This window comes from Paraburkholderia sp. SOS3 (assembly GCF_001922345.1).
GTDB lineage: Bacteria > Pseudomonadota > Gammaproteobacteria > Burkholderiales > Burkholderiaceae > Paraburkholderia.
The window spans coordinates 1,075,908-1,096,697 of sequence record NZ_CP018812.1 but is presented as its reverse complement, the minus strand read 5'-3'; the positions used below and the strand labels follow the sequence as shown (position 1 = coordinate 1,096,697).

Below are 20,790 nucleotides of genomic sequence, written 5' to 3'. Positions count from 1 at the left end.
TCGACCCGGCCAAGCAGAGACAGCCGATGCGGGAAAGTCCCAGGTGGTTCGGCGTTAATGTTCCGCGCGCAGAGGCGTCGCGCTGCAGCAGCGCGAAAACTGACGGACAGCAACAGGCCGAGCAGCCGCTTCGACAAGCTTTTGCGCGGCAAATCAACATCGCTTCGATATCCTTTGTATCGACCCGGCGTGCTGCATTGCGGGCGTGCTCCTCCATCGTCGACGCACAACATTGCCTTGAAATTCGCGCGCGCTCAATTACGATACCGATAAGTCTCGTAATTGAGCGAGACCTACTGACGAGGAGGTTTGTATGTCGCAGCGGCCGGTTCTGCAAAAGTTTCCACAAGTCGATCACCATCAGGCGAGCGGCAAACTTGCCGAAGTGTATGAAGATATTCACAACACGTTGCGGGTACCATGGGTTGCATTCGGTATCCGCGTCATGTCGCAGTTCCAACATTTCGTCCCGGCTGCATGGGAGGCGCTCAAGCCGCAGATCTCGACCCGGTATGCGGAGCTGGGGGCCGACAAGGTTCGCGAGGCGTCAATCATTCCCGGCGACGCGCCGCCCGACCCCACGCCGAAGCTGTTGAAGAACGGCTGGAGCATGCAGGATATCGACAAGCTGAAGGCAGCGCTCGATGCCCTGAACTATGGGAATCCGAAGTATCTGATTCTGATTAGCGCATGGAACGAGGCATGGCATGAACGGGACGCCGGCGGTCGATCCGACAAGCAGTTGAGCGGCACGGACGCGCAGTTGCTGCCGTACGGATTGCCCGAAGGGGTCGAGAAATTCCATCTGATCGACCCGGACGGTGCGGGCGAGCGGGTGCAACGTGTGTTGCGGGACATCCGCGATGCATCGCTGCATCACGGGCCAGCGAGCGATTACCGGGTACTTGCTGCATGGCCCGACTACCTCGAAATCGCCTATGAGGATGCGCTCAAACCTGTCGCATTGAGCGCCGAATATGACAACACTTCATGGCGAATCCGCAAGATCGCCCGCGAGCACATTCGCGACTTCGCGAAGCCAGGCGGAGTTGCGTGGCGCGATATGACCGAACAACTCACGGCGGAGCAGATCGCGGGCTTGACCGGCCTGCTGTTCATGTACAACCGCTTCATCGCCGACATCACGATTGCGGTGATTCGCCTGAAACAGGCGTTCGGCGGTGCTCAGGACGCAACGGAAAACAAGTTCCCGGTCTAGGCCCGTACGGCGCCGGTGTCGCGCGGCGGTATGCGCGTGCCGGCCCGACAAGCGGTGCATCCGCATGAAGGAGCGCGCAATGGATGTCCACGGTGAATCGCTCGGCAGCATCCGGCTGCCCTCCACTACGCTCAGGCGTGCACGTCTGTCGAGTCTGATCGGCAGCGTGATTGAATGGTACGACTTCTTCATCTACGGCACCGCGGCCGCGCTGGTGTTCGGACATCTGTTTTTCCCAAACACCAGTCCGTTCGCGGCAACCATGGCGAGCTTCGGTACCTTCGCGGTGGGCTTCGTCGCGCGTCCTGTAGGCGGCATCATCTTCGGGCACTTCGGCGATCGCCTCGGTAGAAAGACGGTGCTGGTGGCCACACTCGGCATCATGGGTCTATCGACCTGCCTTGTCGGTTTGTTGCCCACATACGCAACCATCGGCATCTGGGCGCCTGTGCTGCTCACGTTGTTGCGCCTCGTGCAAGGTATCGCGCTGGGTGGAGAATGGGGCGGCGCTGTGCTGATGGTAGTCGAGCATGCGCCGGCGCATCGCCGTGGCTGGCATAGCGCGTGGCCGCAAATGGGTGTGCCGGTCGGACTGTTGCTGTCGACCGGCGTGATCACGCTGGTGGCCGCGCTGTCGGGAAGCGAGTTCGAAAGCTGGGGCTGGCGCGTGCCGTTTGTTCTGAGCATCGTGCTAGTGGCTGTCGGCCTGTTCATCCGGATCGCGGTGGAAGAGACGCCGGTATTCGCGGCGATCGAAAGAAAGAAGCAGGTTGCGCGTTTTCCGGTGGTCGAAGTTTTCCGGCGCAAGAAAAAGCGCATCCTGATTGCAATCGGTGCGCGCTTTGCCGAAAACGGATCGTTCTTCATTTTCAGCGTATTCAGCCTCTCGTATGCGACGCAGTATCTTCACGTGCCGCGTGGCGTGATACTCGGCGCGGTCGTGTTAGGCGCGCTCGCCACCACCGTGACAATTCCTTTGTTCGGCCTGTTGACTGACCGCTTCGGCCGGCGCCCGATATTCATCGGTGGCAGCCTGTTTACTTTGGTGTTCGCGTTTCCGTTCTTCCTACTGCTGCGCACCGGAGAACCGATGATGGTCGCGCTTGCCCTGGTGCTCGCGCTGGCCATAGGCTGGGCAGCGATGTATGCGCCGCAAGCAGCGTATTTCGCCGAGCTGTTCGAGCCACAGGTGCGTTACTCGGGCATGTCGATCGGCGCTCAGCTGGTGGCTATCGTCGCTGGCGGACCGTCGCCGCTGATTGCGACCGCGGGGCTCGCCTGGTCGGGTGGCGAGCCCTGGCCGATTTCGCTGTGGCTGATGCTGGTGTCGACGATCACGTTCGTCACGCTACTCGTGGCACCCGAAACGGCCGGCTGCCACCTCGGCACCGACGATGATGCCGCGCGCCGCGTACCGCTCGCCGCCGGCGGCGCGAGCGATTGAACAAGCGCCAGTGTGCGCTGCCCGGTGCGTCGAGGAGACCTCGAAGTCGCAGTTCAGTCGTGCGCAGTCATTGATTGATCTGAATCAACGCGCCATGCCCGTAAGGCCCGAACATATCTCCGTGCAGCCCTCGACAGTGGGGCATTCAAGCCTCGTCATCAGCAGCGGAGAAGTTCATATGCGGATCCGAGTTCAAATGATCGGCGCGATCTTTACGGCGTTTCTCGTTAGCGCATGCCTTGTCGCCCATGCAGACGATCTCTCCCGTAAAGTCACCGCGCACGGCCTTACTGTTCACTACGGCGTGGTCCCCGCCAGCAAGGCCGCCGAGGCCGACCCGACAGCTGCAAGCAATGCCGGCGGGACGCGTCCCAATGCCTATCACCTGACGGTCGCGATTTTCGATACCGCCACGGGCAAACGCGTGAGCGATGCGAGCGTGATCGCGAGCGTCAAGGGCCCCCGCGGCTACGAAACGCATTTTCACGCCAGGCCCATCCGGAAGCACCTCGATGTCGACAAAGCCGGCAACGACGTCACGTACGGCAATGACTTCGAGATGCCATGGAGTGGCATTTACCACGTCGCTCTGGCCATCACGCAAAAAGATCAGCCGAAGCCGACCAATATCCGGTTCGATTACGAGCATCGCTACTGAGCACGAAAGCGCCGCTGTTTGCGGCAGGAACGAGCGACGACAACATTTCGGGTGCAACGCCCAAGGAGAATTGTCATGAGTCGTTGCCTTGTTTTTCGTCGCAGTGTGGCAGCTGCGCTCGCCCTGTTGGTATCCCTCCCGGGTCACAGTGAAGAAGTCGCGAGAATCGCGACGCACTCACAACGCTATGGCGGGCAAATCGGAATCTCTGCCTTCGACGATCCCCTTTTGAAGGGCGTAACCTGCTACGTCTCCAGAACACATGACGAAAACTCCTTCGGAGGTAACGCCCAGCCTGGGCGCATACCTGGCGCCGAGGTCTCCTGTCATCAGGTTGGGAAGATCAGTGTGTCAAAAAACATCCCTCAACAGGCGCAGGTTTTCGACGAATCGATGGATCCCGTCTTCAGGGAGCTTCACGTGTTCCGGATCCTGGACCCGAAACGGCTAACCGTGCTGTATTTCAGTTATTCGGAGAGCGAACTGGCTGGAGATATGCCAGGCCGTATCGACGTGATTCGGCTGCAGGGTCGGACGGCCCAGAGTGGGGAGTAGGGAATCCAACAGCCGCGGTCGAGTTCGCGGCTAACGGATCATAGAAATTTGGCGGACTCCCGGACTCCCAGCTAAACGGCGCTCAGGCGGGCCTAGGCGGGTTTTAGGCAGTTTTTATCAAGACGACCGCGGTATTTTCGCTTTCACCTCTTCCGCCCGAAGGAAATCGAAATCCACACCCTGATCCGCCTGCGTGACCGTTTCGAGGAACAGCTTGCGATAACCGCGTCCGGCGGTAGGTGCCACGACCGGCACGGCGCGCATGCGCTCGGCGAGTTCCGCCTCGGACACCATCCATTCGAGCTTGCGTTCCGCGACGCTTAGCCGGATGCGATCTCCCGTCTTCACATAGGCCAGCGGGCCGCCCACCGCCGCTTCAGGCGTCACGTGCAGAACGATGGTGCCGAACGCCGTGCCGCTCATGCGGCCATCCGAAATGCGCACGATGTCTTTTACTCCCGCTCGCGCCAGCTTGCGCGGAATCGGAATGTAGCCGGCCTCAGGCATACCCGGTGCGCCTTTCGGGCCGATATTCTTCAGCACGAGGATGTCGTCGGCGGTGACATCGAGATCGTCGCGGTCGATGCGATTGGCCATATCCTCGGCGTTCTCGAAGACAACGGCGCGCCCCGTGTGTTCCATCAAAGCCGGATCGGCCGCGGATTGCTTGATGATCGCGCCGCCAGGCGCCAGATTGCCCTCGAGTACGGCGATGCCGCCTTGCGGATAGATCGGCTGATCGAACGGCTTGACGACGTCCTGCGCAAACCCCTCGCCTGCGCGCCCGATTTCTTCCCCGAGCGTGCGCCCCGTCACGGTGAGTGCATTCAGATTGAGCAAGGGCTTCAGTTCGCGAAGCAAGGTCGCCATACCGCCTGCGTGATGGAAATCTTCCATATAGTGCTGGCCGGAAGGTTTCAGATCGACAAGCACTGGCGTTTCGCGGCCCATTCTGTCGAGCGCCTTCATGTCGATCTCGAGTCCGCAGCGCCCCGCGATGGCCGCGAGATGGATAATGCCGTTCGTCGAGCCGCCGATCGCAAGCAGCACGCGCATCGCATTCTCGAACGCCTCGGGCGTCAGGATCCTGTCGATGGTCAGACGTTCGCGCGCTATACGCACCGCCTGTTCGCCCGTGCGTTCCGCAATCCGCATGCGGTCGGCCGTCACGGCGGGCGGCGACGCACCGCCGGGCACCGTCATGCCGAGCGCCTCGGCAATGCATGCCATGGTACTTGCGGTACCCATCACCGAGCACGTGCCGACGCTTGCCACAAGCTGATTGTTCACGTCATCGATCTCGTCAGCGTCGATTTCCTCGGCGCGAAAGCGCCCCCAATAACGCCGGCAATCGGTGCATGCACCGACCCGTTCGCTGCGATGCGAGCCCGTCAGCATCGAACCCGTGATCAACTGGATCGCTGGCAGCCCGGCCGATGCAGCGCCCATCAACTGCGCGGGGACCGTCTTGTCGCAGCCGCCGATCAGCACGACTGCGTCCATCGGTTGCGCGCGGAGCATTTCCTCGGTGTCCATCGACATGAGGTTGCGCAAGTACATGCTCGTCGGCGCGGAGAAGCTTTCGTGGATCGAGATCGTGGGAAAGTCCATCGGCAGGCCGCCCGCCAGCATCACGCCGCGTTTGACGGCCTCGATCAGTTGCGGCGCGTTGCCATGGCACGGGTTGTAGGCGCTGCCCGTGTTGACGATGCCCACGACGGGGCGATCCAGCGCGCCGTCGGTGAACCCTGCGCCCTTGATGAAGGCCTTGCGCAGGAAAAGAGAAAAGCCGTTATCGCCGTAGTTCGTCAGCCCACGGCGCAAGCCCGTCTTGTCATTCGACGTCGCATTGGCGGCCGCGTCGGCCTCGCGTTCCTGCTTCCTGGTGTCAGCCATGAGTATGTGATTGCAGTGAAGTTCGAATAATCGTGCCGCTCAGCCGCGCGGCGAAAAACCATAGAGCGCATGCGCGTTGGTCGTGAGGATCGCGTCGCGAGTCGGAGCGTCGGGCACCCACAGCGCAAGCGTATCGAGCAACTGCGCGACGGTGGGCATCGTGCGCCAATGCGCGACATGCGGCCAGTCCGAGCCCCACACGCAGCGCTCGCGCGCGGCGTCGACGAGCCGTTGCGCGAAAGCGGCCGTATCGCGATATGGCGGCTCCGCTTCGCTCATGCGATAGGCACCCGATAGCTTGACCCACGCGCCGTCGCGCACCATGTCGACGAGCGTGGTGAAACCCGGTGTTTGCACGCCGCTTGCCGCAGGCACGTGTCCCATATGATCGATCACGAGCGTCGAGCGAAGTTTCGACAGCCGTGGCGCGAGTTCGACCAGCTGACGCGCATCGACGAGCATTTGCAGATGCCAGCCCCAGTCGCATGCCAGCGCGTCGTATTCGTCGAGCTGGTCGAATGAAATGCCGCCGCCTGCATGCATGGCATTGATACGCATGCCGACCGTGCCCGCGTCGTTCATGGCCTGATACCGTGCGTCGGGAAGCGACAACGACGGCACGACGACACCGCGCAGCCGGTCGCGATGCGCGCGCAACGTGTCGAGCATCAGCGTATTGTCCTGGCCATGTACGCTGACCTGCACGAGCACGCCGAACGCGCAGCCGACCTCGTCGAGCATGCGCAGGTACGCTTGTGCGCTAGCCTCGTACGGCGTATAGGCGCGGTCCGGCATCCATGGATGGCGCGGCGGCATACCAATCACATGGGCGTGCGCATCGACCGCATAAGCGGGCATTGCAAACTCGCCAGAGCGTGTTTGCGCCGGCGGCGGTGGCGCGCAGAGCGGCGCGTCGTGGTTCGCAGGGTGTGACATGATGGCTCTCGCGGCAATGGTCCGCTATTTCGTTGCGACGACGCGCTGTGCGTGAGCGATGCTCGCCGCGCGACGTTTGCGCAGCGCCTGCAACTGTCCGTCGAACAGCACGCCGATCACGATCACGGTACCCATCACCGCGAAGTTGAGCGATGACGGAATGCCGAGCAGATTGACGAGGTTTTGCAGCACTTGCAGCAACACGGCACCCAACGCAATGCCGAATACCGATCCTTCGCCGCCGCGCAGCGAGCAGCCGCCGAGCACCGCGGCCGCGATACCGTACAGCTCATAGAACGTTCCGTGCGAAGCAGGCGCGACCGAACGCGTGTACATCGCGAAATACACCGACGAGATAGCCGCGAGCACCGAACAGATCACGTACGCGGATATGATCACGAAACGGGTGTTGATGCCGGAATAGCGCGCCGCTTCCTCGTTCTTGCCGACCGCGAAAAGATGTCGTCCGAACACGGACTTGTGCAGCACGACGCCCATCACGATCGCGACTATCACGAACGCGATGAAACTGTTCGGCACGCCCGCGACGTGGCCGGTGGTGAGCCACTCGAGCGTCGGGAAGGTCTGCCCGAAGTCGAATCCCGCGTTGCCGTCGTCGGTGTAGTAGCGCGCGACGCCGCGATAGATGAGCAGTCCGCACAAGGTAACGACGAACGGCTGCATTTTGAGGCGTGTAACGAGCAGGCCGTGCACGAGTCCCATCGCGACGCCTGCCGCCAGCATGAGACCGGTTGCTGCAAGCCAGTTCATGCCGACCGACGAAAGCAGTGTGATGTAGATTACCCCGAGCAGCGCGAAGACCGCGCCGATCGACAGGTCGATACCGCCGGTAATGATGACAAACCCCTCGCCGATCGAGAACAGACCGAACAGCCCGATCAGATTTGCCGTGTTCGACAGGTTCGCGGGTGAAATGAAACGCGGATTGATCGCGGCGACCACGGCGCCCACTATGAGGATCACCACGAGCAGGCCCAGATCTTTTTTCAGCATAACGGTGCGCCTTTCGCTTCAATGTAGAACGTTGCCGATCGCGAGATGCATGATGTTCGCCTCGCTCAACTGGTCGCGATCGAGAATGCCCCTGATCGCGCCTTCGTGCATGACCGCGACCCGGTCGCTGACGCCGATGACTTCTTCCATGTCGCTCGAAATCATCAGGATCGCAACGCCGCGGTCGGCGAGCTCGCGCATCAGCGCATAGATTTCGCTTTTCGCGCCGGCGTCGACGCCGCGGGTCGGTTCGTCGAAGATCACGACACGCGGGCGCATGCACAGCCACTTGGCCAGCACCACTTTCTGCTGATTGCCGCCCGACAGCGACGCGGCCGGCGTATCGACGTCAGGCGTCTTGATGCGCAGCGCGCGCCGTTGCTCCTCGGCAAGGCGCCGCTCGGCCTTCACGTCGATCAATCCGCCTCGCGACACCGCATCGAGGCTCGCAAGCGATACGTTTTGCGCGATCGAATCGTCGAGCACCAGCCCCGATCGCTTGCGATCTTCCGGTACGAGAAAGATGCCGCGCACGATTGCGTCGCGCGGCGCGCCGATCGCGAGCGGCTCGCCGTCCAGTCGCATCGAGCCGCGCTCCGGCTTGTCGATTCCGAAGATCGCGCGTGCGAGTTCCGTACGGCCCGCGCCAATCAACCCCGCCATGCCGAGGATCTCGCCACCGCGCAGTCCAAGCGTCACCTCGCTCGCTCGCCACGTTTGCGTGGCAAATCCGTCGAGCTCCAGTACGGCTTGGCCCGGCGGCGACGCCGGCGGTTCATAGAGCGTTTTCAGGCTGCGGCCGATCATCAGCCTGATCATCGCGTCACGGCCGATCTCCTCGCGCGTGAGCGAGCCGACCATCGAGCCATCGCGCAAACCGATCACACGGTCCGCGCAACGCTCGATCTCGCTTAGCCGATGCGTAATAAAGATGATCGCCACACCGCTCTGCTTCAGACCGTCTACAACGCCTAGCAGACGGTTCGTCTCGGCGGTCGTCAGGCTCGAAGTGGGCTCGTCCATGATGATGAGCTTTGCGTCGAGCGACAGCGCCTTCACGATTTCGAGCATCTGGCATTGCGCTATCGACAGTTCCGCGACCGGCGTGTCCGCGTGAAAATCGCAGCCGAGCCGCTGCAGCAGCGGCTTCACGCGCGCGTGCAGCGCGCGGTTGTCGACCAGCTTCAGCAGTCCGCCACGACGCGGCTCGCGGCCGATGAAGACGTTTGCGGCGACATCGAGGTTCTCGAACAGGTTCAGTTCCTGATGCACGAACGCGATACCGGCGCCGAGCGACTGCTGAACGGTAAGCGCACCGTGCTCGCGCCCCTCGATCGCGATCGAACCCGAGGTCGGCTCGATCACACCGCCAAGTACTTTCATGAGCGTCGATTTGCCCGCACCGTTCTCGCCGATCAGCCCGACCACTTCGCCCGCGTCGATGGAAAACGACACGCCTTTCAGCGCGCGTACCGAGCCATAGTCCTTCGTGATGCTCGAGAGCGAAAGCAGCGGGGCATTCATATGCGGCTCCGGGAGTCAGCGGTGCCCAGTGTCACTTCTTGCCGAGCCAGGTCTTGACCTGCGCCATGAATCCGTCGACGTTCGACTTGTCGATGATCTGCGTCGGCACGATGATCTCGTGATTCGCGGGGATGAACGACTTGTCGCCTTGCAGGTACCTGGCCATGTACTTCATGCCGAGATAGCCCCACTGGAACGGCTGCTGCACGACTGTGCCCGCGACCGCGCCCGCCTTGATCCCGACAAGCGTGCCCTGATCGTTGTCGAAGCCGACCACCGTCACCTTGCCCACCTTGCCGGCCTGCTGAAGCGCGAGATAGATCTGCGGCGTGTTGTACGCGAACACGCCGATCATGCAATTCACGTCGCTGCGCGCGGCGAGAATGTCGGCGACGTTGCGCTGCGCGCGCGCCTGATCCATCTCGTCCGAGCGAATGCTGTCGATCTTGATGTTCGTGCCTTGCAGGCCTTCGCGCATGCCCTGCAGACGCTGCACCGCGTTGTCCGATCCGGGCGTGGCGGCGAATGCGACGCAGACGCCGCCTTTGGGCATCGCCTTCTTCAGGATGTCCGCGGCCTGGTGGCCTGCCTGCAGGTTGCTCGAGCCGAGATAGAACGCGCGCTTGCTGTCGGGCGCATCGCTGTCGGTGGTGACGAGCAGGCTTTGGCCCGCGACCTTGTCGAGTTCGGTCGTCTGGGTTTTCGGGTCGACTGCGCTGAGGATGATGCCCGAAGCGCCGTTCGCAACGAGATCGTCGAGCAGCCGGTTCTGCACTGCCGCCGACGCCTGTTCCGGATACTTCATTTCCATCGTATAGCCCGGCAGTTCGGCTTGCGCCTTCTTCATGCCGGCTTCGGCGAGTTTCCAGAAATCGACCGGGCCGTTGGCGACGAAATACAACTGCTTTTTTTCGGCGGCCGACGCGTGCGTGATCGACGCCGCGCACAGCACCGCTGACAGCGCGACGAGCGACAGATTGCGAACCATGAATGTCTCCTGATTCCTCTGATGAGGATTGGTCGATGTGATTATTGGAGTGAGCGCGGCAGCAGCCGCGTTCGGGGGCGAAGAAGCAGATTCAGGCGTTGAAAGTGCCGCCGTCGACAAGCAGCGCCTGTGCATTGACGTACGACGATTCATCCGACGCGAGGAACACGAAGAGCGGCGCGACCTCCGACGGCAGTCCCTGACGGCCAAGCGGAACTGCCGCAGCGACTTTTTCGTCCTGCACGCCGCGGCCGCCCATGTAGCCGACAATCGGATCGTTGAACGTCGTATCGATCCAGCCCGGGCAGATCGTATTTACGCGGATGCGGTCTTGCGCGAGTTCGAGCGCGAGCGTCGTGCCGAATGCAATGACCGCGCCCTTCGATGCCGAATAGACCGTCAGACCGGGCTGGCCGCGCTTGCCGGCGAGCGAAGCGGTGTTGATGATCGAGCCGCCGCCCGCACGCCGCAGATGCGGCACGGCGTACTTGGCCCCGAGGAAAAGGCCGCGCACGTTGACGGCGAAGAGCCTGTCGAAGGTCGACGGATCGAGCTCGGTGATCGCGCCGGAGGTCATCGCGCCTGCGTTCTGTGCGAGCACGTCCAGCCCGCCCAGCCAGTGAGCTCCGTCGTCGATCAGTTGTCTGACGCTGGCGTCGTCGGTGACATCGACCCGGATAAATCTGACGTTCGGGCCGAATTCCGCAGCGACTTTCTCGCCGCGCGCGGCGTCGATGTCGCCGATCACCACTTTCGCGCCTTCCTCGACGAACGCGGCGACCGCCGCCTTGCCGATATTGTCGACCGCTCCGGTGATGACGATCCGCTTGCCTTGGAGCCTCTTCTTCACGCTGCTCTCCTCCAGATTTAGCTGTTTGTAGCTTCTTGATATGTCTGATGGGTACGCACTGTGACGATCATCAAACGGATTGTCAATGATTTTTTTGACGATATGATTGGACTGGCAGGACGACAAGGGGCCGACTAAAATCGGCGCATTTCATCGCTCTCACAAGACATTCATGACCGACACAGGCACGCGCAAACACTCGACACATCAAGTCAGGCAGATCGTCGAGGCACTCGAGGAGCAGATCGTCCTCGGGTGGTTATTGCCGCGCGAACGGATCGTCGAGGACAAGCTGGCGGCGGAATTCGACTGCAAGAAGCACGTCGTGCGCGAGGCGATTTTCGAACTCGAGCGAATGGGGTTGGTCGAGCACGTGCCAAATAAAGGCGCGTCGGTACGCGTGCTAAGTCCGATCGAGGTGCAGCAGATTTACTCGGTGCGCGAGGTACTCGAGGTCCTGGCTGCCGAGCAGATTCCGCTGCCGGGCACGACCGGTTTCGTCGAAGAACTGGCGAGAATCCAGCAGGCGCATGCGCGCGCCGTTGACGCGAAAGACTACCGCGCTGCGTTCCACGCAAACATGGAGTTCCACAACCATCTGTTCTCGGCCTGCGGGAATCCCTATCTCGCCGAGATGATCCGCAACTCAGCGCAGAAAGTGCACGGCGCACGTTTCTACACCTCGGCTAGCGATACGCACCTGTCGCTCGCACGTGACGAGCATGCTGCGATGGTCGTCGCCATCAGGAACGGCGAGCGCGAAGCGCTCGTCGAGCTATGTCGGAAGCATCTGGGACCGTCGCTCGATACCTATCTTGCCGCGGTGCGCGGTTTTTTCCGCACGGCACCGGATGCTGAAGCAAAGCGAACTTGACCTGATGCACAGTGAGCAAACCTGCCCCGTCTGCCTCGCCCAACGTCCGCGACGGGGTCGTGAACCAGATCTCCGACAGCGACCTGAAGGGCGTGCCGTCAATGCGATACGGGTGGCCGTGACCGCCTCTCCACCGCGCGCGACGGATGCTTTACAGCACGCCCGACTTCACAATCATCTGCACGGCTGCCGCAAGTACACACACGAGCACCACCGCGCGAAATGCGAGCGGATGCAGCCGGTCGCGCAACGGCCGGATCACCAGCATGCCCGCGATCGCGGGGACACTTGCGGCTGCGGAAATCAGCAGATCGAAACCGTTCGCGCGTGCGCCGCTGCTAAAAGTGGTGACCAACGTGACGATCGATACGACGAGGATGATCGCGATCTGTTTCGTGAACGCACGGCCAGTCGCTCCCGTGGCAATCAGATACATCGCGAGCAGCGGGCCAGGCACCGACGCGATGCTTTCCATCAGCGCGGCGCCAAAGCCCAGCGCGAATCCCACCGGTTTGACCAGCGGCGGCGCGAGTTTGAGTTTCGGTGCAGCGAGCATCAGGCCCGCCGCGACAATCAGCGTCGCCCCGGACATCGCCAGCGCGTCATGCGGCTCGAGCCGGATCAGTAACGACACACCGGCCACATTGCCGATCACTGTGCCAATCAGCGGCGCCGAAATTTTCCGGACCGTCTGCAGCAATTCGCCGCCTTCGAGCGCCTGTGGAATATTGCCGAGAATGATCGGCATCGACAGCAGCAGCACGGCCTGCTGAACCGGCAGAAAATGCACGAGGATCGGCATTGCGACAAGCGGCACACCGATCCCCGTGATGCCTTTGACCATGCCGCCCAGTACCAGCGCGAGCGCAATACCGATCAGCGCGAGCGTATCGAATGCCTGCAGATGGGGGTAGAGCAGGCCCCCTGAGAGATGGAAGTCGAACATGTTGTTTTAGCGTGTGGACCGACGTCGCGTGGCGGGCTGCATGATAGCGCAGGTTGCGTTGCGACCCGCACTGTCAACGCACTCACTGCAATATGCCCACGAAACATATCTCCTCCGAAGAAAACGCATCGTGCATAAAGCGTGCGCGCCGTGCACTGCCGCAGTGCGTTTACGCACGAGCAGGTGCCGCGCGGCAACGGGTCGCCCTGTCCTGTCGGACACGAGGCGGCGACCATGACGTGTTCCTCGATGGCGCGGACATTGCTTTTCAGTCGTTCGGCTGACGTTCGTCAGGGTCAGGGAGCCCACGTTGGAGTTACTGCGTTTCACTACCGAGTCGTACGCCGAAGTGGATCGCATGCGAGCATGGAGCGAGGCGCTCGAAGCGGTTGGCCTGCGCTGCGGCGCACGTCAGGCAAGCGCGCAGCACTTGCATGGAACCATCAGCTCGCGCAAGTCGAACAACGACTTTGAGCTGATCGTGCTGGCCGCGTTTGCGCAAACCATCGAGTTCAAGGTCGACGGCGCCGACACACTCGCCATCGTGCTGCATCTGGACGGTGGCGCGACACTCGTCGCCAACGGCGTGCGTACGCAAGTTGCTATCGGCGATATTGTCTATGCGTCGTCGCGCGAGGAAGCTCATCTGTCCTTCACTTCGGACTTCCGCGCATTCGCGATTCGCGTGCCCCGCTCTGCCATCAACGCACGCCTTCTAACGCCGTTCTCGCTCCATGCAGGCCGTTTGCCAGGCGAGGCCGGCATCGGTCATGTGTTCTCGGGCTTTTTGCGCTCGATCGCTGAAAGCATGGAGACGTTGTCACTCGATGACTTGCGGCCTCTCGAACTCGCGCTTGCGGAGTTTCTGATCGCGAGTCTCGCCGGTCACCACAAGAACAGTGGCTTCAGTGGCCTCACGCCCTCTCAGGCCTCGCTCTTTTCGCGCGTATGCCGGACCATCGAGAGCAGTCTCGCTAACCCCGATCTCGGACTGGCATCGATAGCAAAAGAAGAACGCGTCTCGCCGCGCTATCTGCAAAAGCTGTTTGAGACGGTTGGGCAGAACTTCTCTACTTACCTGCGCTCACGCAGACTGGAGCGCTGCCGCGCGGATCTGGCCAATCCGCTGTATGAAAAGGTTTCGATTGCCGACGTCTGCTTTCGCTGGGGTTTCAACGATTCCGCGTATTTCAGCCGCGCGTTTCGTGAACAATATGGCGCGTCGCCGCGCACTTTCCGGCACGAAGGAGGGCTTGAACTGGCGCGCCATCTCGTGCAGCGAATTTCGCGCGGATTACCGGTCAACGCCGGGAGCTTGCTCGCGCACGCGCAACTCGCCGCGCAGGATGCAGTTCATCAAGTCGCAGACATGGCCGGGGCCGGCTTCGTTGAGCCGCCTGACGCATCCTCCGCCCCACCGCCGCGCACGTCCGGCAAGCCGCGCCATCATCTTCTGCGCGCAACGGCCAATACGATTCACTGGGGCTACTTCAGCCACGATCTCAAGCCGGTGCTCGAAGTCGACAGCGGCGACAAGGTGACGATCGAAACGCTCACGCAGCACGCGGCTGACGATTGGGAGCGTATGGTGCAGGGTGACCCTGGCGCCGAAAGCGTGTTCCACTGGACCGCCAACCGCAAGAATGTGAACCGGCGCGGAGCGGGCCCGATGGACGCGTCCATCTACGGACGCGGCGCAGGAGAAGGCTTCGGCGTGCACATCTGTACGGGACCCATCGCCGTGCGCGGTGCCGAACCCGGCGACGTGCTGGAAATCCGCATCCTCGACATTCACCCGCGCCGTTGCGCCAATCCCAAGTTCGCTGGCCGCGCGTTCGGCAGCAATGCCGCTGCCTGGTGGGGTTTCCACTATCGCGAACTGTTGACCGAGCCGAAACCGCGCGAGGTCGTCACCATCTATGAGCTCGACACCGACGCCACCGCAGGCGAACGCGCCTGTGCGCGCGCCGTCTATAACTTCCGCTGGACACCTCAGCGCGATCCTTTTGGCGTGATGCATCCGACGATCGACTATCCCGGCGTGCCCGTCGATCATTCGACCGTCGTCGAGAACCACGACATCCTGAAAGACGTCCAGATTCCGGTGCGTCCACACTTTGGCGTAGTCACCGTCGCTCCGCAACAGGATGGTCTGATCGATTCGATTCCGCCGTCCGCGTTCGGCGGCAATCTCGACAACTGGCGCGTCACGCGCGGTGCAAGCGTGTTCTTGCCCGTAGGGGTAGCCGGCGCGCTGCTCTCCATTGGGGACCCGCATGCATCGCAAGGAGACTCGGAATTGTGCGGCACCGCAATCGAGTGTTCCCTCACCGGCGACTTCCAGCTGGTGCTTCACAAGAAAGAGACGCTTGGCAAACAGGAGTTTTCGGACCTTACATATCCATTAGTCGAAACCGCCGAGGAATGGGTTCTTCACGGTTTCAGTCATCCAAACTATCTGGCCGAGTTCGGCACCAGCGCGCAAAGCGCTGTGTACGAAAAGTCCACGCTTGATCTTGCGATGCGCGACGCGTTCATCAAGACGCGGCGCTTTCTGATGACCACCAAGGGACTTTCAGAAGACGAAGCGATCTCCCTTATCTCGGTCGCGATCGATTTCGGTGTGACGCAGGTCGTGGATGGCAACTGGGGTGTGCACGCCATTATCCGTAAGGCACTTTTCAAGAACTCGAGTCGCGAGTGACCAGATTCAATGCGCATGCGGACAAGAGTTTGTTCGCTGCAAGTCCGATGCCGCTATTTTGATTTCCTTACCATGGTTCTGACTTGAACACAGGCGCACGCGCCGTTCGACAGGACTTGACTGGACCATGGACTCTCCCGCACACCGCGCGGTACCCGGCCACGGGCGCTTTCGATATTCGCCGATCAACGACCGCCCGGTCTATCGCTGGCCTGACGGATCCCGGCTAGCGGTCTATATCGGCTTCAACATCGAGCACTTTTCGTTTGGCGAGGGACTGGGCCCGACGATCGGTCCGGTGATGCCCGAACCCGACGTGCTCAATCACGCGTGGCGTGAGTACGCGCTGCGTGTCGGCGCATGGCGCTGTCTTGATCTCTTCGATGAACTGGCGCTACCAGCCGCGGCCATCATCAATACGGCGCTCTACGATCACTGCCCTGAACTCGTCGCCGCGTTCGCTCAGCGCGGCGATGAACTGGTCGCGCATGGCCATACGAACTCGGAACGGCAAGGTACGTTGTCCGAAGACGACGAACGCGCACTAATCGTGGCATGCCGCCAGCGGATCGCAACCGAGAGTGCACAGCAGCCGGCTGGCTGGTTGTCACCGTGGCTCTCGGAGAGTCATGTCACGAGCGATCTCGTGGCTGAAGCCGGCTACCAGTACACGCTCAACTGGTGCCATGACGATCAGCCCACGCGCTTGCTCACGCGCAACGGTCAGCCGCTGTGGGCCATTCCGTATCCGGAGGAGGTCAACGACATCCCCATGATTCTCGCGCGTCAAATGGACGCAAAGTCGTTCGCCGATCTGGTCATCGACCACTTCGAGGAAATGCTGCGGCAATCCGCCCGCCAACCTCTCGTGATGGGCATTGCCTTGCATGCCTACCTGATGGGGCAACCGCATCGCCTGTGTCACTTGCGCAGGGCGCTCGAGCATATTGCCCGTGCGCGCAACGAAGGCCGGATCTGCATCACCACGCCCGGTTCGATTGCAAGCCATATGGACTTTCTTGGCCGCTAGACCGCTGCGTCTCCGCTTCGTGCTACCGCCTCTTCCTCGTTCAATTCATTCAGCCTCGAAAGGAATCGCCATGTTCATGCCAAAGATTTTCAAGCTGCTGTTATGTGCGCTCACCGGCCTCCTCCTCGCTCAAGGCGCATTCGCGCAATCGTGCGAACCGTCCAAGGTGGCTCAGAAATATCCGTCGCTTGCGGGCAAGACCATCAAGATCGGCGTGGACCCGGAGTCGCCGCCGTATGCATTTCGTGACAGCAAGGACTTCAACAAAATCATCGGCGCCGATGCGGACATGGCCCGAGCCGTGTTCGACTGCGCCGGCGTGAAGACGGAATTCTTCACTGCCGGCTGGCCGGGTTTGCTGCCTGCGCTTCGAGCTGGACAGATCGACGTGATGTGGGACTTGCTGTACTACACACCGGAACGCGCGAAGGAGACGAGCTTCGTCACGTATATGCAGGCCGGCACGGGCGGCCTGGTGGCAGCGGGCAATCCCAAGAAGATCGATGACATCTCCAAACTGTGCGGCCTCACGGTCACAGCCGGCATCGGCACAGTCGAGCTGACGATGGCACAAGCGCAAGCCGCCAAATGCAAGGCCGAAAACAAACCTGACGTGACGATCATGACGTCGGCCGATATCGCGTCGGGCGCGCGCCTCGTCGCAAGCCATCGAGCCGACGTCATGATGTACGACCTGGCGCTCGTCGACGGTCTGGCAAAACAGAATCCTCAGCTCTACATGCGCGGCTTCATGGTGACGAGCGGCATGAAGATCGGCGTGGGCGTGAAGAAAGGCAATGCCGACATGATCGCTGCCGTATCCGATGGACTCAAGATCATGCAGGCGAATCAGACGCAGAAAAAGACTTTCCAGAAGTACGGCGTCGATCCGTCGCTGGAGATGCCGACCACGCTGCTTACTCAATAACGTTGCCCACGCGGCACACGACGTCGTTCTCCGGCCGGCGTCATGGATCAGGTTTGGACATGAAGGCATTACGTATCCAACACACGTTCGTCGGCATTCTCGGCACGATCGCCATGCTTGCATGGCAGCCGGCCATCGCCGCCAGTCTCGACGGGATTCAGGTATTCGACGGTTTCAAGGAACTCGGTGGTTATGTCGGTTCGCCTTTTCTGCTCGGCGGCGCATGGATCGCGGTGAAGATCACGTTGATAGCGATGTCGATCGGGCTGGTGCTCGGCCTCGGCCTCGCGCTGATGCGATTGTCGCGGTTCAAGGCGCTGAATTCGGCGGCCTGGGGTTATATCTGGTTTGTGCGCGGCACACCGCAACTGCTGCAACTCGTGTTTATCTTCGACGCGTTGCCGCTGATCGGTCTGCGCTTCGACGAATTCACGACTGCAGTGATCGGCTTTGCGTTGAACGAGGCGGCGTTCAGCGCCGAACTGTTCCGTGCCGGGATCCTGTCGGTGAACCGTTCGCAGTCGACCGCGGCTGCCGCACTCGGCATGGGACCGTTGCTGACGCTGCGCCGCATTATCCTGCCGCAATCGATGCGCGCGGTCATTCCGGGTCTGGCCAACGACACCATCGGCATGTTGAAGCTGACGTCGATCGCATCCGTGATCTTCGTCAACGAGCTCACGTTTCGTTCGCAACAGATTGTCGGGCAGAACTTCAAGTTCTTTACGGTGTTCGGCGCGGCGGCGGTCATCTATCTGTTCCTGACGAGTGCAATCTCACTGCTTCAGGTATGGCTTGAAGGCATCTTCGATCACGAGCGCGACCGGAAACTCGCGTTCACATGGCTTGGACTGCGCGCATCGACACCTGACGCGAAGCCCCCCGATGCTGCAACCGGTTCGTCGCGCACCGTCAAAACGCCGGAGGCGAACGATCACGAATGGATTAGCACACTGCTGCCGGCCGACAGCCGCACGCCGCGACATCCCGATGAACCGTTTGTCGCGTGCAGGAACGTCTGGAAATCGTATGCCAAACGGGAGATTTTACGCGGCGTCGACCTGTCGATTGCGCATGGCGAAGTGGTCGTGATTCTCGGCCCGAGCGGCTCCGGCAAAAGCACGCTGCTCAAGCTCATCAACCATCTCGAACCGCTTGACTGGGGCACGATCAAGGTCGATTCGCAGTATGTCGGCTATCGCGAAGTAGCGGGCGGCAGTGGCGCTGTTCGGCCCGTGCACAACCTCGCACGGGCGCGGGCCGAAGCGCGTGTGGGGATGGTGTTCCAGCATTTCAATCTCTTCAATCATTTGAGTGCGCTGGACAATATCGTCGAAGCACAACGGCAGGTCTACGATGTGCCGCGTGCCGAGGCGGAAGCGCTCGGCCGCGATCTGTTGAAGAGCGTGGGACTCGCCGCGCATGCGGACTCCATGCCGCATCGGTTATCCGGCGGACAGCAGCAGCGCGTGGCGATTGCGCGCGCACTCGCGATCAAGCCGAAGTTGATGCTCTTCGACGAACCTACTTCAGCACTCGATCCGGAGCTCGTCGGTGAAGTGCTTGGCGTGATGCGCGGGCTCGCTCATGCCGGCATGACGATGGTGGTGGTCACGCACGAAATCCGCTTTGCCCGCGACGTTGCCGACCGTGTCGTCTTCATGGACGGCGGCGAAGTGATCGAGCAAGGCACGCCACAGCAAGTCATTGGCAACCCGACTCACGAACGTACGCGAAAATTCCTCAACGTCGTCGCCACCTAGGGATGAGGCTCAAATGACGGACTTCGAAACTTTCAATCTTGGCCGCGTCACGCTACAGTCCGGCGCGACGCTGCCTGACATGCAGCTTGGCTACAAGACGTATGGCCGGCTGAACGCGGCACGCGACAATGCGATCGTCTATCCGACTTTTTATAGCGGCACTCACGCAGAAAACGAGTGGCTGATCGGCGAGCACATGGGCCTCGATCCAAAGGAATACTTCATTATTGTGCCGAATATGTTTGGCAACGGTGTATCAAGTTCGCCGAGCAACAATCCGCCACCTTATGATCGCGGCCGCTTTCCTCATGTCACGCTATACGACAACGTCGCGATGCAGCACCGCCTTGTGACCGGGAAATTCGGCATCGAGTCGCTGAGGCTCGTCGTCGGCTGGTCGATGGGTGCGATGCAGGTCTACCATTGGGCCGCGATGTATCCCGATATGGTGCAACGGATTCTGCCGCTTTGCGGGTCGGCGCGGTGCTCGCGGCACAACTTTGTGTTTATCGAGGGGCTGAAGGCGCCGTTGATGCTGGACCCGGAGTTCAAGAACGGTTTTTACGACGCACCGCCGACGCGTGGAATGCGAGCGGCTGCGCGTGTATTCGCGGGCTGGGGGTTTTCGCAGGCATTTCTGCGTCACCGGCTTGACATCGAAGCAATGGGATATGGCTCACTCGAGGACTTCATTACCCACTTCTGGGAAGGCGATTTCCTGAAGAAGGACGCGAACAATATCTTGTCGATGATGTGGAGCTGGCAGAACGCCGATATTTCTGCGAATCCGCGATATATGGGGGATTTCGATCGGGCGTTGGGCAGCATCACGGCCAAGGCCATTGTGATGCCCGGACGCACGGATCTGTATTTCCCGCCGGAGGACAGCGCATATGAAGTCTCGAAGATGCCCAATGCAGAGCTGCGGCCTATCGAGTCGGTTTGGGGGCATTTTGCCGGTGGCCCCGCGGCCAATGCTACCGACGTCAAGTTTATCGATCAGGCAGTGAGGGAAATCCTCGCGATGTAATGGTCGTGATCTAGCGGAGGCGGACCGCCCTACCCGCATCACTGCAGGTGTACCGGCACTGCCTGCACTGCCCGATAGCCCGATACGTTGCGCGAGCTCGTCGCGTGCTGTGCAACGACGCGTGGTTCGCACACTCGTGCAAGCAATCCCCCTGCAATCCCGCTGCATTCCGATTGCAAGCCTGACGAAGCGCCGCGTCGGCGCTGCACCACCGCTTCTTTCTGCAACAGGCCCGGCCGCTCGGTCCGGGATTCCCCAAATCGCTCAGTGATGCAAAGCAGTGCCACGCATCCCGATTTCGGCGCGCTTGCGAGGCGCGTTCGTCTCGAACCATTTCATTTTTGTGTTCGCTACAGGAAAACCCTTATATGCGCATGTTTTTGACATGTCCAGTGTAAACGTATGTTGTCAACGAAATTCATTTATACGCG

Annotated in this window: 17 protein-coding genes; 10 read left to right on the top strand and 7 right to left on the bottom strand. The window is 61.2% G+C overall.

Annotation, left to right across the window (positions count from 1 at the left end; genetic code table 11):
• Positions 1–313: 313 nt before the first annotated feature.
• From BTO02_RS24905 to BTO02_RS24890, 4 genes are all read left to right on the top strand, one after another.
• Positions 314–1,219 (top strand): halocarboxylic acid dehydrogenase DehI family protein, encoded by a 906-nt coding sequence (locus BTO02_RS24905; RefSeq protein ID WP_075159850.1) that lies wholly within the window; start codon positions 314–316, stop codon positions 1,217–1,219.
• Positions 1,182–2,663, top strand: coding sequence for an MFS transporter (locus BTO02_RS24900; protein WP_156883976.1), 1,482 nt, complete (start codon positions 1,182–1,184; stop codon positions 2,661–2,663). The genes BTO02_RS24905 and BTO02_RS24900 overlap by 38 nt, the downstream gene beginning before the upstream one ends.
• A 196-nt stretch (positions 2,664–2,859) precedes the next feature.
• Positions 2,860–3,321 carry a hypothetical protein gene (locus tag BTO02_RS24895; protein ID WP_232243663.1) on the top strand — a complete coding sequence of 154 codons (462 nt, stop codon included), beginning with the start codon at positions 2,860–2,862 and terminating at the stop codon, positions 3,319–3,321.
• Positions 3,322–3,396: 75 nt separating this feature from the next.
• Positions 3,397–3,876, top strand: coding sequence for a CreA family protein (locus BTO02_RS24890; protein WP_075159848.1), 480 nt, complete (start codon positions 3,397–3,399; stop codon positions 3,874–3,876).
• A 117-nt stretch (positions 3,877–3,993) separates the two neighbouring features.
• Here BTO02_RS24890 and BTO02_RS24885 read toward each other — a convergent pair whose 3' ends face one another.
• The 6 genes from BTO02_RS24885 to BTO02_RS24860 form a co-directional block, all read right to left on the bottom strand.
• A complete protein-coding gene (locus BTO02_RS24885; RefSeq protein ID WP_075159847.1) occupies positions 3,994–5,772 on the bottom strand; it encodes an IlvD/Edd family dehydratase in 1,779 nt (592 codons plus the stop codon).
• Positions 5,773–5,811: 39 nt separating this feature from the next.
• On the bottom strand, positions 5,812–6,708 hold the full coding sequence (locus BTO02_RS24880) for an amidohydrolase family protein (protein WP_075159846.1): 897 nt from the start codon (positions 6,706–6,708) through the stop codon (positions 5,812–5,814).
• Positions 6,709–6,732: 24 nt separating this feature from the next.
• The gene (locus tag BTO02_RS24875; protein ID WP_075159845.1) at positions 6,733–7,722 is read right to left on the bottom strand and encodes an ABC transporter permease; all 990 of its coding nucleotides are present in this window, start codon (positions 7,720–7,722) and stop codon (positions 6,733–6,735) included.
• An 18-nt stretch (positions 7,723–7,740) separates the two neighbouring features.
• Complete coding sequence (locus tag BTO02_RS24870; RefSeq protein WP_075159844.1) at positions 7,741–9,246, bottom strand: sugar ABC transporter ATP-binding protein; 1,506 nt, start codon at positions 9,244–9,246, stop codon at positions 7,741–7,743.
• Positions 9,247–9,277: 31 nt separating this feature from the next.
• A complete protein-coding gene (locus tag BTO02_RS24865) occupies positions 9,278–10,234 on the bottom strand; it encodes a sugar-binding protein (protein ID WP_075159843.1) in 957 nt (318 codons plus the stop codon).
• Between the two features lie 91 nt (positions 10,235–10,325).
• A complete protein-coding gene (locus BTO02_RS24860) occupies positions 10,326–11,084 on the bottom strand; it encodes an SDR family NAD(P)-dependent oxidoreductase (protein ID WP_075159842.1) in 759 nt (252 codons plus the stop codon).
• A 172-nt stretch (positions 11,085–11,256) separates the two neighbouring features.
• Here BTO02_RS24860 and BTO02_RS24855 point away from each other — a divergent pair, with 172 nt between their 5' ends.
• The gene (locus tag BTO02_RS24855; RefSeq protein ID WP_075159841.1) at positions 11,257–11,958 is read left to right on the top strand and encodes a GntR family transcriptional regulator; all 702 of its coding nucleotides are present in this window, start codon (positions 11,257–11,259) and stop codon (positions 11,956–11,958) included.
• A 151-nt stretch (positions 11,959–12,109) separates the two neighbouring features.
• Here BTO02_RS24855 and BTO02_RS24850 read toward each other — a convergent pair whose 3' ends face one another.
• A complete protein-coding gene (locus BTO02_RS24850) occupies positions 12,110–12,904 on the bottom strand; it encodes a sulfite exporter TauE/SafE family protein (protein WP_075159840.1) in 795 nt (264 codons plus the stop codon).
• Between the two features lie 310 nt (positions 12,905–13,214).
• On the opposite strand from BTO02_RS24850, the gene BTO02_RS24845 reads away from it, so the two are divergent.
• The 5 genes from BTO02_RS24845 to BTO02_RS24825 all read left to right on the top strand — a co-directional run bounded on the left by BTO02_RS24845 (position 13,215) and on the right by BTO02_RS24825 (position 20,359).
• Complete coding sequence (locus BTO02_RS24845; RefSeq protein WP_075159839.1) at positions 13,215–15,608, top strand: acetamidase/formamidase family protein; 2,394 nt, start codon at positions 13,215–13,217, stop codon at positions 15,606–15,608.
• Between the two features lie 127 nt (positions 15,609–15,735).
• Complete coding sequence (locus BTO02_RS24840) at positions 15,736–16,638, top strand: polysaccharide deacetylase family protein (protein ID WP_075159838.1); 903 nt, start codon at positions 15,736–15,738, stop codon at positions 16,636–16,638.
• A complete protein-coding gene (locus tag BTO02_RS24835; protein ID WP_232243662.1) occupies positions 16,562–17,566 on the top strand; it encodes an ABC transporter substrate-binding protein in 1,005 nt (334 codons plus the stop codon). The genes BTO02_RS24840 and BTO02_RS24835 overlap by 77 nt, the downstream gene beginning before the upstream one ends.
• A gap of 59 nt (positions 17,567–17,625) precedes the next feature.
• Positions 17,626–19,329: an amino acid ABC transporter permease/ATP-binding protein gene (locus BTO02_RS35440; RefSeq protein ID WP_075159836.1), complete on the top strand. Its 1,704-nt coding sequence runs from the start codon at positions 17,626–17,628 to the stop codon at positions 19,327–19,329.
• Positions 19,330–19,342: 13 nt separating this feature from the next.
• On the top strand, positions 19,343–20,359 hold the full coding sequence (locus BTO02_RS24825) for an alpha/beta fold hydrolase (protein WP_075159835.1): 1,017 nt from the start codon (positions 19,343–19,345) through the stop codon (positions 20,357–20,359).
• Positions 20,360–20,790 lie beyond the last annotated feature (431 nt).

What these genes read in the sequence shown, in the direction of transcription:
- BTO02_RS24905 (WP_075159850.1), top strand. Translation starts at nt 314, where the DNA reads ATGTCGCAGCGGCCGGTTCTGCAAAAGTTTCCACAAGTCGATCACCAT.
- BTO02_RS24895 (WP_232243663.1), top strand. Translation starts at nt 2,860, where the DNA reads ATGATCGGCGCGATCTTTACGGCGTTTCTCGTTAGCGCATGCCTTGTC.
- BTO02_RS24890 (WP_075159848.1), top strand. Translation starts at nt 3,397, where the DNA reads ATGAGTCGTTGCCTTGTTTTTCGTCGCAGTGTGGCAGCTGCGCTCGCC.
- BTO02_RS24885 (WP_075159847.1), bottom strand. Translation starts at nt 5,772, where the DNA reads ATGGCTGACACCAGGAAGCAGGAACGCGAGGCCGACGCGGCCGCCAAT.
- BTO02_RS24880 (WP_075159846.1), bottom strand. Translation starts at nt 6,708, where the DNA reads ATGTCACACCCTGCGAACCACGACGCGCCGCTCTGCGCGCCACCGCCG.
- BTO02_RS24875 (WP_075159845.1), bottom strand. Translation starts at nt 7,722, where the DNA reads ATGCTGAAAAAAGATCTGGGCCTGCTCGTGGTGATCCTCATAGTGGGC.
- BTO02_RS24870 (WP_075159844.1), bottom strand. Translation starts at nt 9,246, where the DNA reads ATGAATGCCCCGCTGCTTTCGCTCTCGAGCATCACGAAGGACTATGGC.
- BTO02_RS24865 (WP_075159843.1), bottom strand. Translation starts at nt 10,234, where the DNA reads ATGGTTCGCAATCTGTCGCTCGTCGCGCTGTCAGCGGTGCTGTGCGCG.
- BTO02_RS24855 (WP_075159841.1), top strand. Translation starts at nt 11,257, where the DNA reads ATGACCGACACAGGCACGCGCAAACACTCGACACATCAAGTCAGGCAG.
- BTO02_RS24850 (WP_075159840.1), bottom strand. Translation starts at nt 12,904, where the DNA reads ATGTTCGACTTCCATCTCTCAGGGGGCCTGCTCTACCCCCATCTGCAG.
- BTO02_RS24840 (WP_075159838.1), top strand. Translation starts at nt 15,736, where the DNA reads ATGGACTCTCCCGCACACCGCGCGGTACCCGGCCACGGGCGCTTTCGA.
- BTO02_RS35440 (WP_075159836.1), top strand. Translation starts at nt 17,626, where the DNA reads ATGAAGGCATTACGTATCCAACACACGTTCGTCGGCATTCTCGGCACG.
- BTO02_RS24825 (WP_075159835.1), top strand. Translation starts at nt 19,343, where the DNA reads ATGACGGACTTCGAAACTTTCAATCTTGGCCGCGTCACGCTACAGTCC.